The 15222-nt window shown below is 65.8% G+C and carries 13 protein-coding genes; 3 read left to right on the top strand and 10 right to left on the bottom strand.

Annotated features, from left to right (window positions below; genetic code table 11):
• Positions 1-97: 97 nt before the first annotated feature.
• Positions 98-532 (top strand): DoxX family protein, encoded by a 435-nt coding sequence (locus AVKW3434_RS05565; RefSeq protein ID WP_284405057.1) that lies wholly within the window; start codon positions 98-100, stop codon positions 530-532.
• A gap of 117 nt (positions 533-649) precedes the next feature.
• On the opposite strand, the gene AVKW3434_RS05560 is transcribed toward AVKW3434_RS05565, so the two are convergent.
• The 9 genes from AVKW3434_RS05560 to AVKW3434_RS05520 form a co-directional block, all read right to left on the bottom strand.
• The gene (locus AVKW3434_RS05560; protein WP_284405056.1) at positions 650-1723 is read right to left on the bottom strand and encodes an ABC transporter ATP-binding protein; all 1074 of its coding nucleotides are present in this window, start codon (positions 1721-1723) and stop codon (positions 650-652) included.
• On the bottom strand, positions 1720-2697 hold the full coding sequence (locus AVKW3434_RS05555; protein ID WP_284405055.1) for an ABC transporter ATP-binding protein: 978 nt from the start codon (positions 2695-2697) through the stop codon (positions 1720-1722). Before AVKW3434_RS05555 ends, AVKW3434_RS05560 begins: the two co-directional genes overlap by 4 nt.
• A 36-nt stretch (positions 2698-2733) precedes the next feature.
• Complete coding sequence (locus AVKW3434_RS05550; RefSeq protein ID WP_284405054.1) at positions 2734-3645, bottom strand: ABC transporter permease; 912 nt, start codon at positions 3643-3645, stop codon at positions 2734-2736.
• 108 nt (positions 3646-3753) lie between these two features.
• Positions 3754-5325, bottom strand: coding sequence for an ABC transporter substrate-binding protein (locus tag AVKW3434_RS05545; protein ID WP_284396460.1), 1572 nt, complete (start codon positions 5323-5325; stop codon positions 3754-3756).
• A gap of 53 nt (positions 5326-5378) precedes the next feature.
• Positions 5379-6599: a M20 aminoacylase family protein gene (locus AVKW3434_RS05540; RefSeq protein WP_284396458.1), complete on the bottom strand. Its 1221-nt coding sequence runs from the start codon at positions 6597-6599 to the stop codon at positions 5379-5381.
• A gap of 3 nt (positions 6600-6602) precedes the next feature.
• Entirely contained in the window at positions 6603-7583 is a 981-nt protein-coding gene (locus AVKW3434_RS05535) for an ABC transporter permease (RefSeq protein WP_272567456.1), read from the bottom strand.
• Positions 7584-7704: 121 nt separating this feature from the next.
• Entirely contained in the window at positions 7705-9285 is a 1581-nt protein-coding gene (locus AVKW3434_RS05530) for an ABC transporter substrate-binding protein (protein ID WP_284405053.1), read from the bottom strand.
• A 261-nt stretch (positions 9286-9546) separates the two neighbouring features.
• Positions 9547-10668, bottom strand: coding sequence for a porin (locus AVKW3434_RS05525; protein WP_284405052.1), 1122 nt, complete (start codon positions 10666-10668; stop codon positions 9547-9549).
• A 208-nt stretch (positions 10669-10876) separates the two neighbouring features.
• A complete protein-coding gene (locus AVKW3434_RS05520; protein ID WP_284396449.1) occupies positions 10877-11911 on the bottom strand; it encodes a porin in 1035 nt (344 codons plus the stop codon).
• A gap of 305 nt (positions 11912-12216) precedes the next feature.
• On the opposite strand from AVKW3434_RS05520, the gene coq7 reads away from it, so the two are divergent.
• Entirely contained in the window at positions 12217-12834 is a 618-nt protein-coding gene (gene coq7 / locus AVKW3434_RS05515) for a 2-polyprenyl-3-methyl-6-methoxy-1,4-benzoquinone monooxygenase (RefSeq protein ID WP_272567453.1), read from the top strand.
• A gap of 45 nt (positions 12835-12879) precedes the next feature.
• Here coq7 and AVKW3434_RS05510 read toward each other — a convergent pair whose 3' ends face one another.
• Complete coding sequence (locus tag AVKW3434_RS05510) at positions 12880-13329, bottom strand: OsmC family protein (RefSeq protein ID WP_284405051.1); 450 nt, start codon at positions 13327-13329, stop codon at positions 12880-12882.
• A gap of 305 nt (positions 13330-13634) precedes the next feature.
• On the opposite strand from AVKW3434_RS05510, the gene ilvA reads away from it, so the two are divergent.
• Entirely contained in the window at positions 13635-15200 is a 1566-nt protein-coding gene (ilvA, locus tag AVKW3434_RS05505) for a threonine ammonia-lyase, biosynthetic (RefSeq protein ID WP_284405050.1), read from the top strand.
• The last annotated feature ends 22 nt before the right edge of the window (positions 15201-15222 follow it).

The raw sequence follows: 15222 nt of genomic DNA, 5'->3' as shown, positions 1-15222 counted from the left end.
ACGGCCATCTCCCGGGCGCAAAGTTGTGCGAAAACGCACTGACAGCCCCGGCGCGTCCCCGCATACTGCGGTTTTTTGACCTAGAGAGGAGAACCCCATGAACAACACATCCCGCCACCCCGCTTCCGCCGCCGCATCCGACGATGCCGGCAAACTCATCTTGCGTGTCGCCGTCGGCGTGCTCGTGCTGTTGCACGGCATCTTCAAGCTGCAGAACGGGGTGGGCTTTGTCAGCGGCCTGCTGGAGAAAGCCGGCCTGCCCGGGTCGCTGGGCTACCTGGTGTTCGTCGGGGAGATCCTGGCGCCGGTGCTGATGATCGTCGGCTTGGCCACCCGTGCCGGCGCCGCCATCGTGGTGGTCAACATGCTGGTGGCGTTCGGCCTCGTGCACATGGCCGACCTGTTCGCGCTCAACAAGCAGGGCGGCTGGGCGCTGGAACTGCAGGGCCTGTACCTGTTCGGCGCGTTGAGCGTGGCGCTGCTGGGCGCCGGACGCTACAGCGTGGGCGGTGTGAACGGCAAATTCAACTGAAGGGGGATGGGCGGTGGCGCCCACCGCCGCTCACCCGAATCCACCCGAACCACCCCTTTTGCTATAAAAAATATAGCAAAAGGAACATGATCCACTAGGGCATCGGCCCGATTTCGATCAAACCGCGGCGGGAACGGGCACCGCCACCAGCGGAATGCGCCCTTCCTCGATGCCGTGGCAGGCCACGCGGGCGCCGCCCTGGTTCAGCAACTGCGGGCGCTCGGTGCGGCACCGGTCGTCGGCGTGCGGGCAACGCGGGTTGAACGCGCAACCGGGCGGCGGGTTCAGCGGATTCGGCACCTCCCCCTGCACCGGCGTGCGCGAGCGGCCGGTGTCGTGCATCTTGGGGATGGCGTCCAGCAGCATGCGCGTGTAGGGGTGGCGCGGCGTGGCGAACAGCTCGCGCTTGTCGGCCAGCTCCACCAGGCGCCCCAGGTACATCACGCCCACCTGGTCGCTCACATGGCGCACCACCGCGAGGTTGTGCGAGATGAACAGGTAGGTCAGGTGCCGCTCGCGCTGCAGGTCCTTCATGATGTTGAGCACCTGCGCCTGCACCGACACGTCGAGCGCCGACGTGGGCTCGTCGCACACGAGGAATTCCGGCTCGGTGGCGAGCGCCCGCGCGATCGAGATGCGCTGGCGCTGGCCGCCCGAGAACTGGTGCGGGTACTTCACCATGTCCAGCGGCGACAGGCCCACCGACTGCAGCAGCTCGCCCACGCGGGCCTTCAGCTCGGCCTTGTCGGTGATGAGGCCGTGCTCGCGCAGCGGCTCGCCGATGATGTCCTCGACCAGCCAGCGCGGGTTGAGGCTGGCATAGGGGTCCTGGAAGATCATCTGGATGCGGCGGCGCATGGCCTGCGCGTCCTTGCCCTTGAAGGCCGCGTGCGCATCCTGCCCGTCGAAGGTGAGGCCGCCGCGCGTGGGCTCGTACAGGCCCACCAGCAGCCGCGCCACCGTGCTCTTGCCGCAGCCGGATTCGCCCACGAGCGCCAGCGTCTTGCCGCGCTCGATCTCGAAGCTCACGCCGTCGACGGCGTGCAGCAGCGTGCGGGGCTTGCGCTCCAGCACGCGGTTGAGCCAGGGGGCGGACACGTCGAAGGTCTTGGCCAGGTCGTGCGCCTGCACCAGGGGCTTGCCGGTGGCGGCATTGGCGCTGGCGGAAGGGATGGGAGTGTGGGCGCTCATGCGGCGGCTTTCTTGGGCAGGTCGTGCAGCCAGCAGGCGGCTTTCGTGGCGCCGGCCTGCAGCAGTTCGGGGCGCTCCACCTTGCAGCGGTCGAAGGTGTGGGGGCAGCGCGGATTGAAGGCGCAGCCCTGGGGAATGGCGTTCAGGCGCGGCATGGCGCCGTCGATCTGGTTCAGGCGCTCGCGCTCCTGCTCCATGTCGGGAATGGACGCCATCAGGCCGGCCGTGTAGGGGTGCGCCGGGTGGTTGATGACCTCGTGCACGGGGCCGATCTCGGCCACGCGGCCGGCGTACAGCACCGCCACGCGGTCGCAGGTCTCGGCGATCACGCCCATGTCGTGGGTGATGAGCATCACGGCCGCGCCGCGCGATTTGCAGATGTTCTTCAGCAGCTGGATGATCTGGGCCTGGATCGACACGTCCAGCGCCGTGGTGGGCTCGTCCGCCACGATGAGCTGCGGCTCGGCCGCCAGCGCCAGGGCGATCACCACGCGCTGGCGCATGCCGCCCGAGAACTGGTGGGGGTAATGGTCCACGCGCTGCTCGGCGGCCGGAATGCCCGTGTCCTTGAGCAGGTCGATGGCGCGGCGGCGGGCCTCGGCGGCGTTCACCGGCAGGTGGGCCTGGATGGTTTCGATGAGTTGCTGGCCCACCGTGTACAGCGGGTTCAACGAGGTCAGCGGGTCCTGGAAGATCGCGCCGATGCGCCGGCCGCGGATGTGCCGCATCTCGCGGGTCGACAGGTTGTCGATGCGCTGGCCCTCCAGCACGATCTGCCCACCGGCGACCCGCCCCGGCGGTTCCAGCAGGCCGATGATGGCCGCGCCCGTGAGCGACTTGCCGGCGCCCGACTCGCCCACCACCCCCAGGATTTCACCGGGCGCGATGGAAAAGGAGATGTCGTCCAGCGCGCGCAGGGTGCCGCGGCGGCTGGGGAATTCGACGACGAGGTTCTTGACTTCGAGAAGGCTCATGGGTGTACTTTTTCGAGCGTGGACGCCCATGTTTTTTTATCTAAGGCGGGGGTTGAGCGCATCGCGCAGCCAGTCGCCCAGCAGGTTCACCGACAGCGCGATCAACACCAGCATCGCGCCCGGGAACACCGTGATCCACCACTCGCCCGAGAACAGGTAGTCGTTGCCGATGCGGATCAGCGTGCCCAGCGAGGGCGAGGTGGGCGGCGCGCCCACGCCCAGGAACGACAGGGTCGCCTCGGTGATGATGGCCGTGGCCACCTGGATGGTGGCCAGCACCATGACCGGGCCCATCACGTTGGGCAGCACGTGCTTGCGCATGATGCGCAGCGAGTTGACACCCGTCACGCGCGCGGCCTGGACGTATTCCTTGTTGCGCTCCACCAGCGTGGAGCCGCGCACGGTGCGCGCATATTGCACCCAGCCGGTGAGCGAGATCGAGATGATCAGCACCCCGAACGCCAGCGACTCGTGCGCATTGGGAAACACCGCGCGGCCCACGCCGGCGATCAGCAGCGCCACCAGGATGGCCGGGAACGACAGCATCACGTCGCACAGGCGCATGAGCACCGCATCCACCCAGCCGCCGCGAAAGCCCGCCAGCAGCCCGAGCGCCACGCCGACCACCACCGACAGCACCACCGAGGCGAAGCCCACGATGAGCGAGATGCGCGCGCCGTAGATCACCGCGGACAGGATGTCGCGGCCCTGGTCGTCGGTGCCCAGCAGGTACTTGGTGGATCCTTCAGGGCTCCAGGCCGGCGGCAGCCGCGCATCGCCCAGTTCGAGCGTGGTCAGATCGAACGGGTTGTGCGGCGCGACCCAGCCCGCGAAGAACGAGCAGAACACGCAGATGAGCGCGATCACCGCCGCGCCGATGGCCACGGGCGAGGTGCGAAAGCTGTGGCCGACATCGCTGTCGAACCATCGGAAGAGCGTTTTTTTCATCGTGTTTGGAAACCCCAGGAAACTCACTGCGGCGGCGCCGGCTGGCCACCGCCTCGGTCGGGCACCTTGCCGGCGCGCCCTGCTTGGTTGGCTACGCCGCTGCGGCACTCATTTGACGATGCTCATCCATTTGAAGGGCATGAAGTTGTCGGCCATCTGCACCAGCTTGACCTTCTTGCTCACGCCCCAGGCCAGCGCCTGCTGGTGCAGCGGCACATGGCCGATGTCGGCGGCGTGGATCGCGAACGCCTCGCGGATCATGGCGTTGCGCTGGGTCTTGTCGGTTTCCGCCTGGATCCGCCGGGTGAGCTCGTCGACCTTGGGGTTGCAGTACGCGCCCAGGTTGAACTGGCCGGCGCCCTTGTCGTCCACGCACGTCATGAGGGCGTTCAGCGCGTTGTGCGCGTCGTAGGTGGCGGGCGACCAGCCGAGCATGTAGAAGCTCGTGTCGCGGCGCAGCACCTTCGGGAAATAGGTGCCCTTGGTCTCGGCCTGCAGATTGATCTTGACGTTGATGCGCGCAAGATTGGCCGCCACCGCCTGGCACACGCGGCCGTCGTTCACGTAGCGGTCGTTGGGGCAGTTCATCGTCAGCTCGAAGCCGTTGGCGTAGCCCGCCTCGGCCATGAGCTTCTTGGCCGCATCCACGTCGTAGGGCAGCCGCTTCATGTCGGCCTGGAAGCCGTTGATGCCGGGGCCGACCAGCTGGGCGGACGGGTTGGCCGCGCCGCGCATGACGGTCTTGCGGATGCCCTCGATGTCGATGGCCTGGTAGAACGCTTGCCGCACCCGCTTGTCCTTGAAGGGGTTCTTGCCCTTCACGCTGGAATACAGCAACTCATCGCGCTTTTGGTCCATGCCCAGGAAGATGGTGCGCAGCTCGGGGCCCGTCACGGCGCGGGTGTTGGGGCTGGTGTTCACGCGCTCGATGTCCTGCACCGGCACGGGCTCCATCACGTCCACCTCGCCCGACAGCAGGGCCGCCACGCGGGTGGCGTCGTTGCCGATCGGCGTGTAGATGATCTCGCTGGCATTGCTCTCGATGGCGCCCCAGTAGCTGCCATTGCGCGTGAACACCGTGCGCACGTTGGGCTGGCGCTCGCGCACGCGGAACGGCCCGGTGCCGTTGGCACGGAACGACGCGGCGTTCTCGATGCCCTTGCGGCGGTCCACCGGCGTCGTGGCCTGGTTGGTCTCGCACCACTTCTTGCTCATCATGTACACGAGCGTGAGCACGTCCGGCAGGATGGGATAGGGCGAGCGGGTCTCGATCTCGACCGTGTAGTCGTCGATCTTGCGCACTTCCTTGAAGTCGTTCGTGTAGCTCTTCATGTCCGAGCCCTCGACCTGCGTGCGGCCCAGCGAAAACAGCACGTCGTCCGCAGTGAAGGGTGTGCCGTCGTGGAACTGCACGCCGCGCCGCAGTTCGAAGCGCCAGACCGTGGGCGAGGTCATCTTCCAGCTGGTGGCCAGCGCGGGCGCCAGGCTCAGGTCCTTGTTGCGGCCCACGAGCGGCTCGTAGACGTTGCCGGTCACGCTCAGCTGCAGCGATTCGTTGAGCGAGTGCGGGTCCATCGACAGGGCATCGCCCTGGTTCGCCACGCGGATGGTCTGCGCCCCTGCGACGGACACCATGGCGACCATCGCCAGGGCCAACGCCGTTTTTGTCTGGAATTTCATGGGGACTCCTGAGGAAGAAAAGGGGGATGTGCGCACACGGGCCGATGCGGGCGTCAGGCGCTCGCCAGCGGCATGGCCTGCTCGACCAGGCTGGCATGCAGCGCGGCGCCCAGCGGCAGGATGTCGTCGTTGAAGTCGTAGCGGTTGTTGTGCAGCGCGCTGTTGCCCGGGCCCGTGCCCTGGCCGATGCGCAGGTAGGCGCCGGGCTTGTTCTGCAGCATGAAGGAGAAGTCTTCCGCGCCCATGCTGGGGTCCATGTCGCGCACCACGTTCTCGCCGCCCACCAGCGATTCGGCCACGTCGCCCGCGAACTGCGCATGGCTTTCGGTGTTGATGGTGGCCGGATAGATGCGTTCGTAGCGCACCGTGGCGGTGGCGCCGAAGCCGAGCGCAATGGCGCTGCACAGCTCCTGGATGCGCCGCTCCACCATGTCCTGCACCACCGGATCGAAACTGCGCACCGTGCCCACCAGCGTGGCCGTGCCGGGCAGCACGCTGAAGGCGCCCAGGTCGCCCGCCTGGATCGCGCACAGGCTGATCACGGCGCTGTCGATGGGGCGCACGTTGCGCGAGACGATGCCCTGCACCGCGGTGATGATGTGCGCCGCCACCAGCACCACGTCCACCGTCTGGTAGGCATGGGCGCCGTGGCCGCCCCGGCCGGTGATCTCGATCGTCACGCGGTCGGCCGCGGCCATCATGGCGCCCGAGTTCAGGCCGATGGTGCCGGGTTTCATGGCGGGCCAGTTGTGCATGGCGTACACCGACTGCACGGGAAAGCGTTCGAACAGGCCGTCCTCCACCATCACCCGCGCGCCGGCAAAGCCTTCTTCGCCGGGCTGGAAGATCAGCACGGCGGTGCCGTCGAACTGGCGCGTGGCGGCCAGGTAGCGCGCCGCGCCGATCAGCATGGCGGTGTGCCCGTCGTGCCCGCACCCGTGCATGAGGCCGGACTTGCAGGACTTCCATGCGAAATCGTTCTGCTCGGTCATCGGCAGCGCGTCCATATCGGCACGCAGGCCGATCATGCTGCGGCTGCCGCGGCCCTGCCCCCGGATGACGGCGACGATGCCCGTGCGCCCGATGCCGTCGTGGATCTCGTCCACGCCGCAGACCTTGAGGGCCTCTTTCACGCGGGCCCCGGTGTATACCTCCTCGAAGCCGAGTTCGGGGTGGGCGTGCAGGTCCCGCCGGAATGCGGTGAGTTCGGGGTGGTACTGCGCGATGTGCGCGAAGGCCCGGCCCCCGGCCTTGAAGCGAAGCGCCTGCGCCATGTCTCAGTGCCCTCCGGCCTTGCCCACGCGCAGGCGCGGATCGACGGCGAAATACAGCAGATCGACCACGAGGTTGATCACCACGAAGATCAGCGCGATCAGGCACAGGTAGGCCGCCATCACCGGAATGTCCGCGAAGGTGACCGCCTGGATGAACAGCAGGCCCATGCCCGGCCACTGGAACACCGTCTCGGTGATGATGGCGAAGGCGATGAGGCCGCCCAGCTGCAGGCCGGTGATGGTCATCACCGGAACCAGCGTGTTCTTGAGGGCATGGCCGAAGTGGATCGCCCGGTCGGACAGGCCGCGCGCGCGGGCGAACTTGATGTAGTCGGTGCGCAGCACCTCCAGCATCTCGGCGCGCACGAGCCGCATGATCAGCGTGAGCTGGAAGATCGCCAGCGTGATCGCCGGCAGCGTGATGTGGTGCCAGCCCTTGGGGGTCAGCAGCCCGGTGCTCCACCAGCCCAATTGCGTGACGGGGCCCCGCCCGAAGCTCGGGAACCAGCCCAGGTGCACGGCGAACACGAGGATCAGCAGGATCCCGATCAGGAAGGTGGGCAGCGACACGCCGAGCAGGGACAGCGTCATGAACAGCTGGCTCGCGAAGCTGCCGCGCCGCAGGGCGGCATACACGCCCATCGGCACGCCGATCAGCAGCGCGAGCACGGCGGCCACGAGGGCCAACTCCAGCGTGGCGGGAAAGCGCTCGGCGATCAGCCGCGACACCTTCGCGCCCTGGCGCAGGCTAAGGCCGAACTCGCCCTGCGCGGCGTTCACCAGAAAGTGCCAGAACTGCACGATGAAAGGCTTGTCCAGGCCGAGCGCCGCGCGCAGCTCACGGATCTGCTCGGGCGTGGCATCCTGGCCGAGCAGGAAGGTGACGGGATCTCCGACGTACTGGAACAGCATGAAGGAGATGAAGGCCACCGCGATCATCACGATGACGGCCTGAATCAGGCGTCGCAGAATAAAGGCAAGCATCAGTGAACCGTGAGTGAATCGGGCATGCTAGCAGGGGGATGGGCCATCGCCGCGAATACCCCCCGGCCGGCAGTTGGGCAAGCGCCAGGCCGGGTCGGCAGCCTGGGCAGGAGCGCGTGCATCAATTGATCTTGACCGTGCGCATGTCCACGCGGTTGTCGGCCCGGTGGACCACGTCCACCGTCTTTTTCATCGCCCAGGGAATGACCTGGTCGTACAGCGGAATGTGCGAAACCGTGTCGTTGGACAGCTGCAGCGCCTCGGTCAGCATGCGCGAACGCACCGGTGCATCCGTCTCCGCCTTGATGCGGTCCACGAGGTAGTCCATGCGCTCGTTGCTGTAGCGGCCCACGTTGTAGTTGCCGTCGCCGCCCGTGCCGACGGTGCGCACCAGCGACTGCAGGCTGTAGAGCGCGTCGAACGTCGGCACGCCCCAGCCGAGCATGTAGATGCTGGCTTCGCTGCGCTGGATCATCGGAAAATACGTCACCTGCGGCAGCGTGCGCAGCTTGGCTTTCACGCCGATGCGCGCCCACATGGCCGTCACGGCCTGGCAGATGGCCTCGTCGTTGATGTAGCGGTTGTTGGGGCAGGCGAAGTCCACCTCGAAGCCATCGGCGTAGCCGGCGTCCGCCATGAGCTTCTTCGCGGCATCGACGTCATAGGGCATGCGCTTGCCTACCGCTTCGGTCCATCCCGCGACCTGGGGCGCCACCAGCGTACCGGTCGGTTTGCCCAGGCCGCGCATGATGCTGCGGGTGAGCGTGTTCACATCGACGGCCTGGTAGAGCGCACGGCGCACGCGCACGTCCTTGAACGGGTTCTTGCCCTTCACGCTGGAGCCCACCAACTCATCGCGGAACTGGTCCATGCCCAGAAAAATGGTGCGGTTCTCCACGCCATCGACCACCTTCAGGTCGGCGCCGGAGCGCAGCCGTGCCAGGTCCTGCGGCGAGGGATCGAGCACCATGTCCACCTCGCCGGAGAGCAGGGCCGCCACGCGCGTGGACGCGGATTTGATGGGCGTGTAGACGATCTCCGTCACGTTGCCTTCCATCGTGCCCCACCAGTTCGGGTTGCGCTTGAACACCATGCGCACGTCCGGCTGCCAGGATTCGAGGGTGTAGGGTCCCGTGCCCATGGCATTGCGGTGCGCGAAGTTCTCGTCGGTGCCCTTGATGTCCTTGGGTTCCACGGACTTGTTCTTCTCGGCCCAGGCCTTGCTCATGATGCGCAGCTCGGTCAACTGGCGCAGCAGCACGGGATTGGGCGACTTGAGGAAGATGTCGAACGTCTGGGCATCGACCTTCACGATCCGGTCGAAACCTTGCACGAACGGCGTGTAGTTGGAGGTCTTGGCCATGGCTCGGGAGAGCGAATACACCGCATCGTCGGCCGTGAACGCCGAGCCGTCATGGAACTTGACGCCCTGCCGCAGCGTGAAGCGCACCTGCGTGGGGCTCACCTCGCGCCACGCAGTCGCCAGCACGGGTTCGATCTCGAAGGTGCGGCTGTTGTAGTACGTCAGCGTTTCGTACACGTTCGCGTGCAGCCCGTTCTGCAGGGCATTGTTCTGCGAGTGGATGTCCCAGGTGGAGATTTCGCCTTGGCTGGCCCATTTGAACGTCTTGGAGTGGGCCAGGGGCGACGCGAGGATCGCACAGGCGGCAGCGCCCGAAACAATGGCAGTGATGAGCTTCATGGAACCCTCTTGGATAAAGCGTGGAACATGCCGCTTCCTTTGTGAGGAATGCGGAAGGTCGCTGGAAGCCGGGGTCTGGCCGGCCCAGGATCTGGCATGAGCGGGAAACCCATGCAAGGAAGGTGCCAGTCCCCGCCCTGCGCGGATCGGCGCTGGCGGGCCACCCGGCCCTTCGTGTGCAATCAGTGCAGACAGCCTCTTTCGAAGAGGCTGACGTTCGCATCGATGATCGGCAGCGCCCCGGGGCGCAGCCAGGGCACGTCAGAAGCGGTGACGCAGGCCGATCGTGTAGCCCGTGCGGCTCTTGGCGCCATTGACCTGGCCCGCCGCGTTGCTCAGGCTGATCTGGTCGCCCTTGAGCTTGGTGTGGTCGAGTTCGAGGTACGCGTCCGTGCGCTTGGAGAACGCGTAGTCGAAGGCCATCGTGAAGAAGTCCGCCTTGCCCTTGGCGGCCGCCGTGTTGCCCTTCTGGTCGGCACGGAAGTAGTGCGCGCCGATGTTCAACTGGGGCGTGATCTGATAACCCGCACCGACTTTGTAGATGGTGCGCTTGTTGGCAGCCAGGAAGGCCGGCCCGCCGAAGCCGCCGTTGATCGTGCCCTGCCACATGGCGCCCAGCACGGCCCGGTCGACCGCTGTGAGACCGTCATCCACCTTGTTCTGGCCGTAGCCCGCATTGAAGTACCAATCGCCCATGCGGTAGGAGCCACCGACCGTCCAGGCATCGACCTTCTTGCCCGAGGCGAACTCGTAGTTCTGGTAACCCAGGCCAGCGGCCAGGCCGCCCGCTGCATAGCGCAGATAGCCCCCGGCCGTCTTGCCGCCGGTGGGACTCTTCTCATCGAACGAATACTGCAATGCGCCCCGCCACGGACCGACCTCGGCCATGTACTTGAGCATGTTGTCGGCCCGCGCGCCCAGTGCGAAGCCGATTTCCGGCTTGTACACGTCCATGTAGGGGGAATAGGGATAGGAGGCGTAGGTGCTCGTGACCAGGTCGAACAGGATGTTGTACTGGCGGCCCATGGTCAGCCGTCCGAAGCCTCCCTGCACGCCCACCCAGGACTGCTGGAAATAGGGCGTCGCCGGGGTTCCCGTGTCTGCCCCGAATCGGTTTTCCAGATTGACCAAGGCCTTCAGGCCACCGCCCAGATCCTCGGTCACATTGATGCCCCAACGGCTTTGCGACATGCCGCCGCCCACCATCTGGTTCAGCGAGCCCCCGGGACTGCCGGCCGGGCCTTCGTTGTTCGTGTGGCGATATGCCATATCCACAATACCGTACAGCTGCACGCTACTGGTATTGGCCTGGGCGAAAAGCAATGGCGAGGCCACACCCAGCGCCGCGGCAGCGATGGTTTTTGTCACAAACGAAGTACGCATGTGTTGTCTCTTTCTGCTTGGAATAAGGGAAATTCATTTTAGAAATCCCGGTTTTTGCAGAACAGACCGTATGGCAGCATACCCACAGGCGTTTTCCCTAGTTTTTTGTTACATACGCGACACAGGGGACACCAATGCAAAAAGCCGCCGACCCGAAGGTCGGCGGCTTTTTTCTTCCTAAGAACTGCTGACTTGCGTCAGCGCCCTATTAGAAGGAGTGACGGATACCAACTTGGTAGCCGTTGACGTTCTCGCCAGGCAGAGCGGTAGCGCCGGTCAGGCCGTTGCTGGCCAGAACGCGCGTTGCGCCGCCCTTGTTTTGCATGTGAGCGATCGTGCCGTACACAGCGGTGCGCTTGGACAGGTCATACACGTAGCCCAGAGCCAGCACGCGGGAATCGGCGCTGCTGTTCTTCAGGTCCAGGTTCGCGAACGAAGCCTTCACCGTGCCAGGACCGACAGGAGCGGTCAAGCCGATCAGGTACGTGCTGTACTTCGTTTGCACAGCAGCGTTGTTCTTTTCTTGGTGCCAGATGAAGATTGGCTTCACGACGCCCAGGTCGTACGAACCAGCGATGGAGTACGTGGTCACGTCTTGGGGAGCCGTAGCGCCGCGCAGCTTGTCAGCTGCCAGCGTCACGCTCAGAGGACCGTTTTCGTAGCCGCCGGCCAGGCCGAGGTAGTTGCCAGCCTTGTCATAGGCAGCGTTGGAAGGCGTTTCGCCGAAAGCGTAGTGCACGGTACCGAAGAAGCCACCCAGGTTGCCAGGGGTACGGTAGCTCACGCCGTTGCCGATACGGAAAGGTTGACCGCCGATGCCGAAGCCCAGGAAGTTACCCACACCGACTTGGCCGAACGGATCGTACGAGCTGGGCTTGTCGTAGCCAGCCGTCAGTTCACGACCCAGACGAACTTCACCGAAGTTGCCCATCAGGCTCACCGTGGAACGGCGCTTGAATTCGAAGCCAGGACCCGTAGCGCCGCCGCCAGCACCAGTGCCGGTGTCGTTCTGGATAGCGCCTTCGAGCCAGAAACCAGCCTTCAGACCGCCACCGAGGTCTTCAACGCCGCGGAAACCCAGACGGCTGGTTGCATTGCCGCTGTTGTACACGCCGGTCACGGAATTGTCGGCGGAGATGCGGCCAACGCCTGCATCAACGATACCGAACATCGTGACGGAAGATTGAGCCATTGCAGCGCCGGAAGCAGCCAGCACAGCCAGGGCAATCAGGGATTTTTTCATTGCGAGTTACTCCAAGGTTAAACGAGGGCGCCGGTTCGGGGGGCTGAGATGCACAAGCGCAGTCCGCCGGATCCCCGGGCCAACCTCCTGGTGGGGAAGTTGTCCTTATTGCAACAGAGCCACGTCCGTTTCGCAAAGGAATTCCCTCACAATTGCACCGAAAGGCCCAAATCGTTGCTGTGTTGCAACAACCCTTGGGGCGTCACGGAACTGACTTATTGCGGCGCCCAGCGGGCAAAGGATGCTCGCATTTTTGTATCCATTCGAAAATTCTGTAGCGCTTTCGAACTCCACCCGATTTTTCCATGGATCCACTTCTGACGGCGGTCGATACCGCACTGCGCACCCTCTTCGCCAAGCCCCGAGCCGGGGAGCCGTCACCGGCCCGCGCCCATTCTGAAGGCAATCTCTCACCCGCGGAAAAACGCCTGGCAGGCGCGCTCATGCGGGTGAACCACGTGGGCGAAGTCTGCGCCCAGGCACTCTACACCGGCCAGGCCGCTGTGACGCGCGATGCGAACCTGCGCGCCCACCTGCTGGAGGCGGCGCGAGAGGAAACGGATCACCTCGCCTGGACGCGCGAGCGGCTCGACGCCCTGGGCGACCGGCCCAGCCTGCTCAATCCGCTCTGGTTCGCCGGGGCGTTCGCCATCGGCTGGACCGCGGCCCAGGTCAGCGACCGGGTGAGCCTGGGGTTCGTTGTGGAAACCGAGCGACAGGTGGCGCAGCACCTGCAAAGCCATCTGGAGCGCTTGCCGGCGCAGGACCTGGCGTCCCGCTCGGTCGTGGCACGCATGAAGAGCGATGAAGAGCGGCACGCGAGCGGTGCCCTGGCGGCGGGTGGCCAGGTGTTGCCGGCCCCCGTGCGCCTGCTGATGAAGGCTGCCGCCAAGTGCATGACCACGGTGGCGCACCGCATCTGAGCAAAGGCCCCCGGAGCGGCGGCCGTTGGAGCGCCGCCAGGCCGATCACCCCTCGACGATGTCGAAGCCCGTAGTGATCTCTGCCATCTTGCCCAGCATGATGCTGGCGGAACAGTATTTTTCGTGGCTCATGGCGATCGCACGCTCGACCGCCGAAGCAGGCAGCGCCTTGCCCGTCACGGTGAATTGCATGTGGATGCGGGTGAACACCTTGGGATCGACCGGCGCGCGTTCGGAGGTGAGCTTGACGCTGCAGCCGCGCACGTCGTGCCGGCCGCGCTTGAGAATCAGAACAACGTCGTAGGCCGTGCATCCCCCCGTGCCGGCCAGGACTGTCTCCATGGGGCGCGGCGCCAGGTTCTGCCCCCCGTTGGCGGGGTTGGCGGCATCGGGCGCGCCGTCCATGGCCAGGACATGGCCGCTGCCGGTTTCGGCGATGAATCCCATACCGGACCGGGTGCCCGTGGCGCCCGTCCAGGTGACTGTGCATTCCATGTTGTTTTTCTCCATCAAAAAAAGCGAAAACGGCATTTCCATCCCCAGATGGTCCGTCAATTTTGCTGCAACGCAGCATGGTTTGGGCTACACTTCGCACCATGCGTTGCCCGAAAGGGTGGACAGCAAGCCCAAACGGCTTGTTCGCACCGATTGTCTCCTCCATCTCCTCAAAGGATGGATTCGGCCCCGGACTTCACAGTCCGGGGCCGTTTTTTTTGCCCAGCGCACGACGGCAGCAGCGTCGGGCCACCGCCTATGATGGCGGCCCTGCCCGCGACCGGCGCGGCAACGATCCGCACGACATGACCCAGCACCTCACGCCCCTGGACTACCTGAAGAAGATCCTCACGGCCCGCGTCTACGACGTGGCGGTCGAATCGGCCCTGGAGCCCGCCAAGGCGCTGAGCCGCCGGCTCCACAACCAGGTGCTGCTCAAGCGCGAGGACCAGCAGCCGGTGTTCAGCTTCAAGCTGCGGGGCGCCTATAACAAGATGGCGCACCTGTCGCCCGAGCAGTTGCAAAAGGGCGTGATCTGCGCCTCGGCTGGCAACCATGCCCAAGGCGTGGCGATGAGCGCGCACAAGCTGGGGACCCGCGCCGTCGTCGTCATGCCGACGACCACGCCCCAGCTCAAGGTGGATGCCGTCCGGACGCTGGGCGGCGAGGTCGTGCTGCACGGCGACAGCTATTCCGACGCCTACGAGCACGCGGCCCAGTTGCAGGCGGCCCAGGGCCTGACCTTCGTACATCCCTTCGACGATCCCGACGTGATCGCCGGCCAAGGCACGATCGCCATGGAAATCCTGCGCCAGCTGCAGAGCCTGGGCAGCAACCGGCTTGATGCCGTGTTCGTCGCCATCGGCGGGGGCGGGCTGGTGAGCGGCGTGGCCAACTACATCAAGGCGGTGCGCCCCGAGATCCGCGTGATCGGCGTGCAGATGAACGATTCCGACGCCATGGCGCAATCCGTGGCGTCCGGCAGCCGGGTCACACTGGCCGACGTGGGCCTGTTCTCCGACGGCACGGCCGTCAAGCTGGTGGGCGAGGAGACCTTCCGCGTGGCCCAGGGCCTGGTGGACGAATTCATGACCGTGGACACCGACGCCGTGTGCGCCGCGATCAAGGACATCTTCGTGGACACGCGCAGCATCGTGGAGCCGGCCGGCGCCCTGGCCGTGGCCGCCATCAAGCAGTACGTGGATACGCACAAGACGCGGGGCGAGACCTACGCGGCCATCCTGTGCGGCGCCAACATGAATTTCGACCGCCTGCGCTTCGTGGCCGAGCGCGCCGAGGTGGGCGAGGAACGCGAAGCCCTGCTGGCGGTCACCATTCCGGAAGAGCGCGGCAGCTTCAAGCGGTTCTGCGAGGTGGTGGGGAAACTGCCCGGCGGCCCGCGCAACGTGACCGAGTTCAACTACCGCATCAGCGACGCCACGCGCGCCCACGTGTTCGTGGGCCTGACCACGCACGGCAAGGGCGAGTCGGAAAAGATCGCCCGCAACTTCCAGCGCCACGGGTTCGAGGCGCTCGACCTCACGCACGACGAACTGGCCAAGGAGCACCTGCGCCACCTGGTGGGCGGCCGCTCGTCGCTCGCGCAGGAGGAGCGGCTGCTGCGCTTCGTCTTCCCCGAGCGGCCGGGGGCGCTGTTCAAGTTCCTGAGCCTGATGCAGCCGAGCTGGAACATCAGCCTGTTCCACTACCGCAACCAGGGCGCCGACTACGGGCGCATTCTGGTGGGCATGCAGGTGCCGCCGGGCGATGCGGCGGCGTTCGACGCTTTCCTGGCCACGCTGGGCTATCCCTATGTGGAAGAAACGCTGAACCCGGCTTACCAGTTGTTCCTGCAGGCCGGGCGCGCCTAGTCCGAAGGCTTGGTACCAAAAC

Source organism: Acidovorax sp. SUPP3434, assembly GCF_030159015.1.
Classification (GTDB): Bacteria; Pseudomonadota; Gammaproteobacteria; order Burkholderiales; family Burkholderiaceae_C; genus Paracidovorax.
This window is presented reverse-complemented; position numbering and strand designations above follow the sequence as displayed.

Coding starts and splice junctions, on each gene's coding strand:
- AVKW3434_RS05565 (WP_284405057.1), top strand. CDS start 98: ATGAACAACACATCCCGCCACCCCGCTTCCGCCGCCGCATCCGACGAT.
- AVKW3434_RS05560 (WP_284405056.1), bottom strand. CDS start 1,723: ATGAGCGCCCACACTCCCATCCCTTCCGCCAGCGCCAATGCCGCCACC.
- AVKW3434_RS05555 (WP_284405055.1), bottom strand. CDS start 2,697: ATGAGCCTTCTCGAAGTCAAGAACCTCGTCGTCGAATTCCCCAGCCGC.
- AVKW3434_RS05550 (WP_284405054.1), bottom strand. CDS start 3,645: ATGAAAAAAACGCTCTTCCGATGGTTCGACAGCGATGTCGGCCACAGC.
- AVKW3434_RS05545 (WP_284396460.1), bottom strand. CDS start 5,325: ATGAAATTCCAGACAAAAACGGCGTTGGCCCTGGCGATGGTCGCCATG.
- AVKW3434_RS05540 (WP_284396458.1), bottom strand. CDS start 6,599: ATGGCGCAGGCGCTTCGCTTCAAGGCCGGGGGCCGGGCCTTCGCGCAC.
- AVKW3434_RS05535 (WP_272567456.1), bottom strand. CDS start 7,583: ATGCTTGCCTTTATTCTGCGACGCCTGATTCAGGCCGTCATCGTGATG.
- AVKW3434_RS05530 (WP_284405053.1), bottom strand. CDS start 9,285: ATGAAGCTCATCACTGCCATTGTTTCGGGCGCTGCCGCCTGTGCGATC.
- AVKW3434_RS05525 (WP_284405052.1), bottom strand. CDS start 10,668: ATGCGTACTTCGTTTGTGACAAAAACCATCGCTGCCGCGGCGCTGGGT.
- AVKW3434_RS05520 (WP_284396449.1), bottom strand. CDS start 11,911: ATGAAAAAATCCCTGATTGCCCTGGCTGTGCTGGCTGCTTCCGGCGCT.
- coq7 (WP_272567453.1), top strand. CDS start 12,217: ATGGATCCACTTCTGACGGCGGTCGATACCGCACTGCGCACCCTCTTC.
- AVKW3434_RS05510 (WP_284405051.1), bottom strand. CDS start 13,329: ATGGAATGCACAGTCACCTGGACGGGCGCCACGGGCACCCGGTCCGGT.
- ilvA (WP_284405050.1), top strand. CDS start 13,635: ATGACCCAGCACCTCACGCCCCTGGACTACCTGAAGAAGATCCTCACG.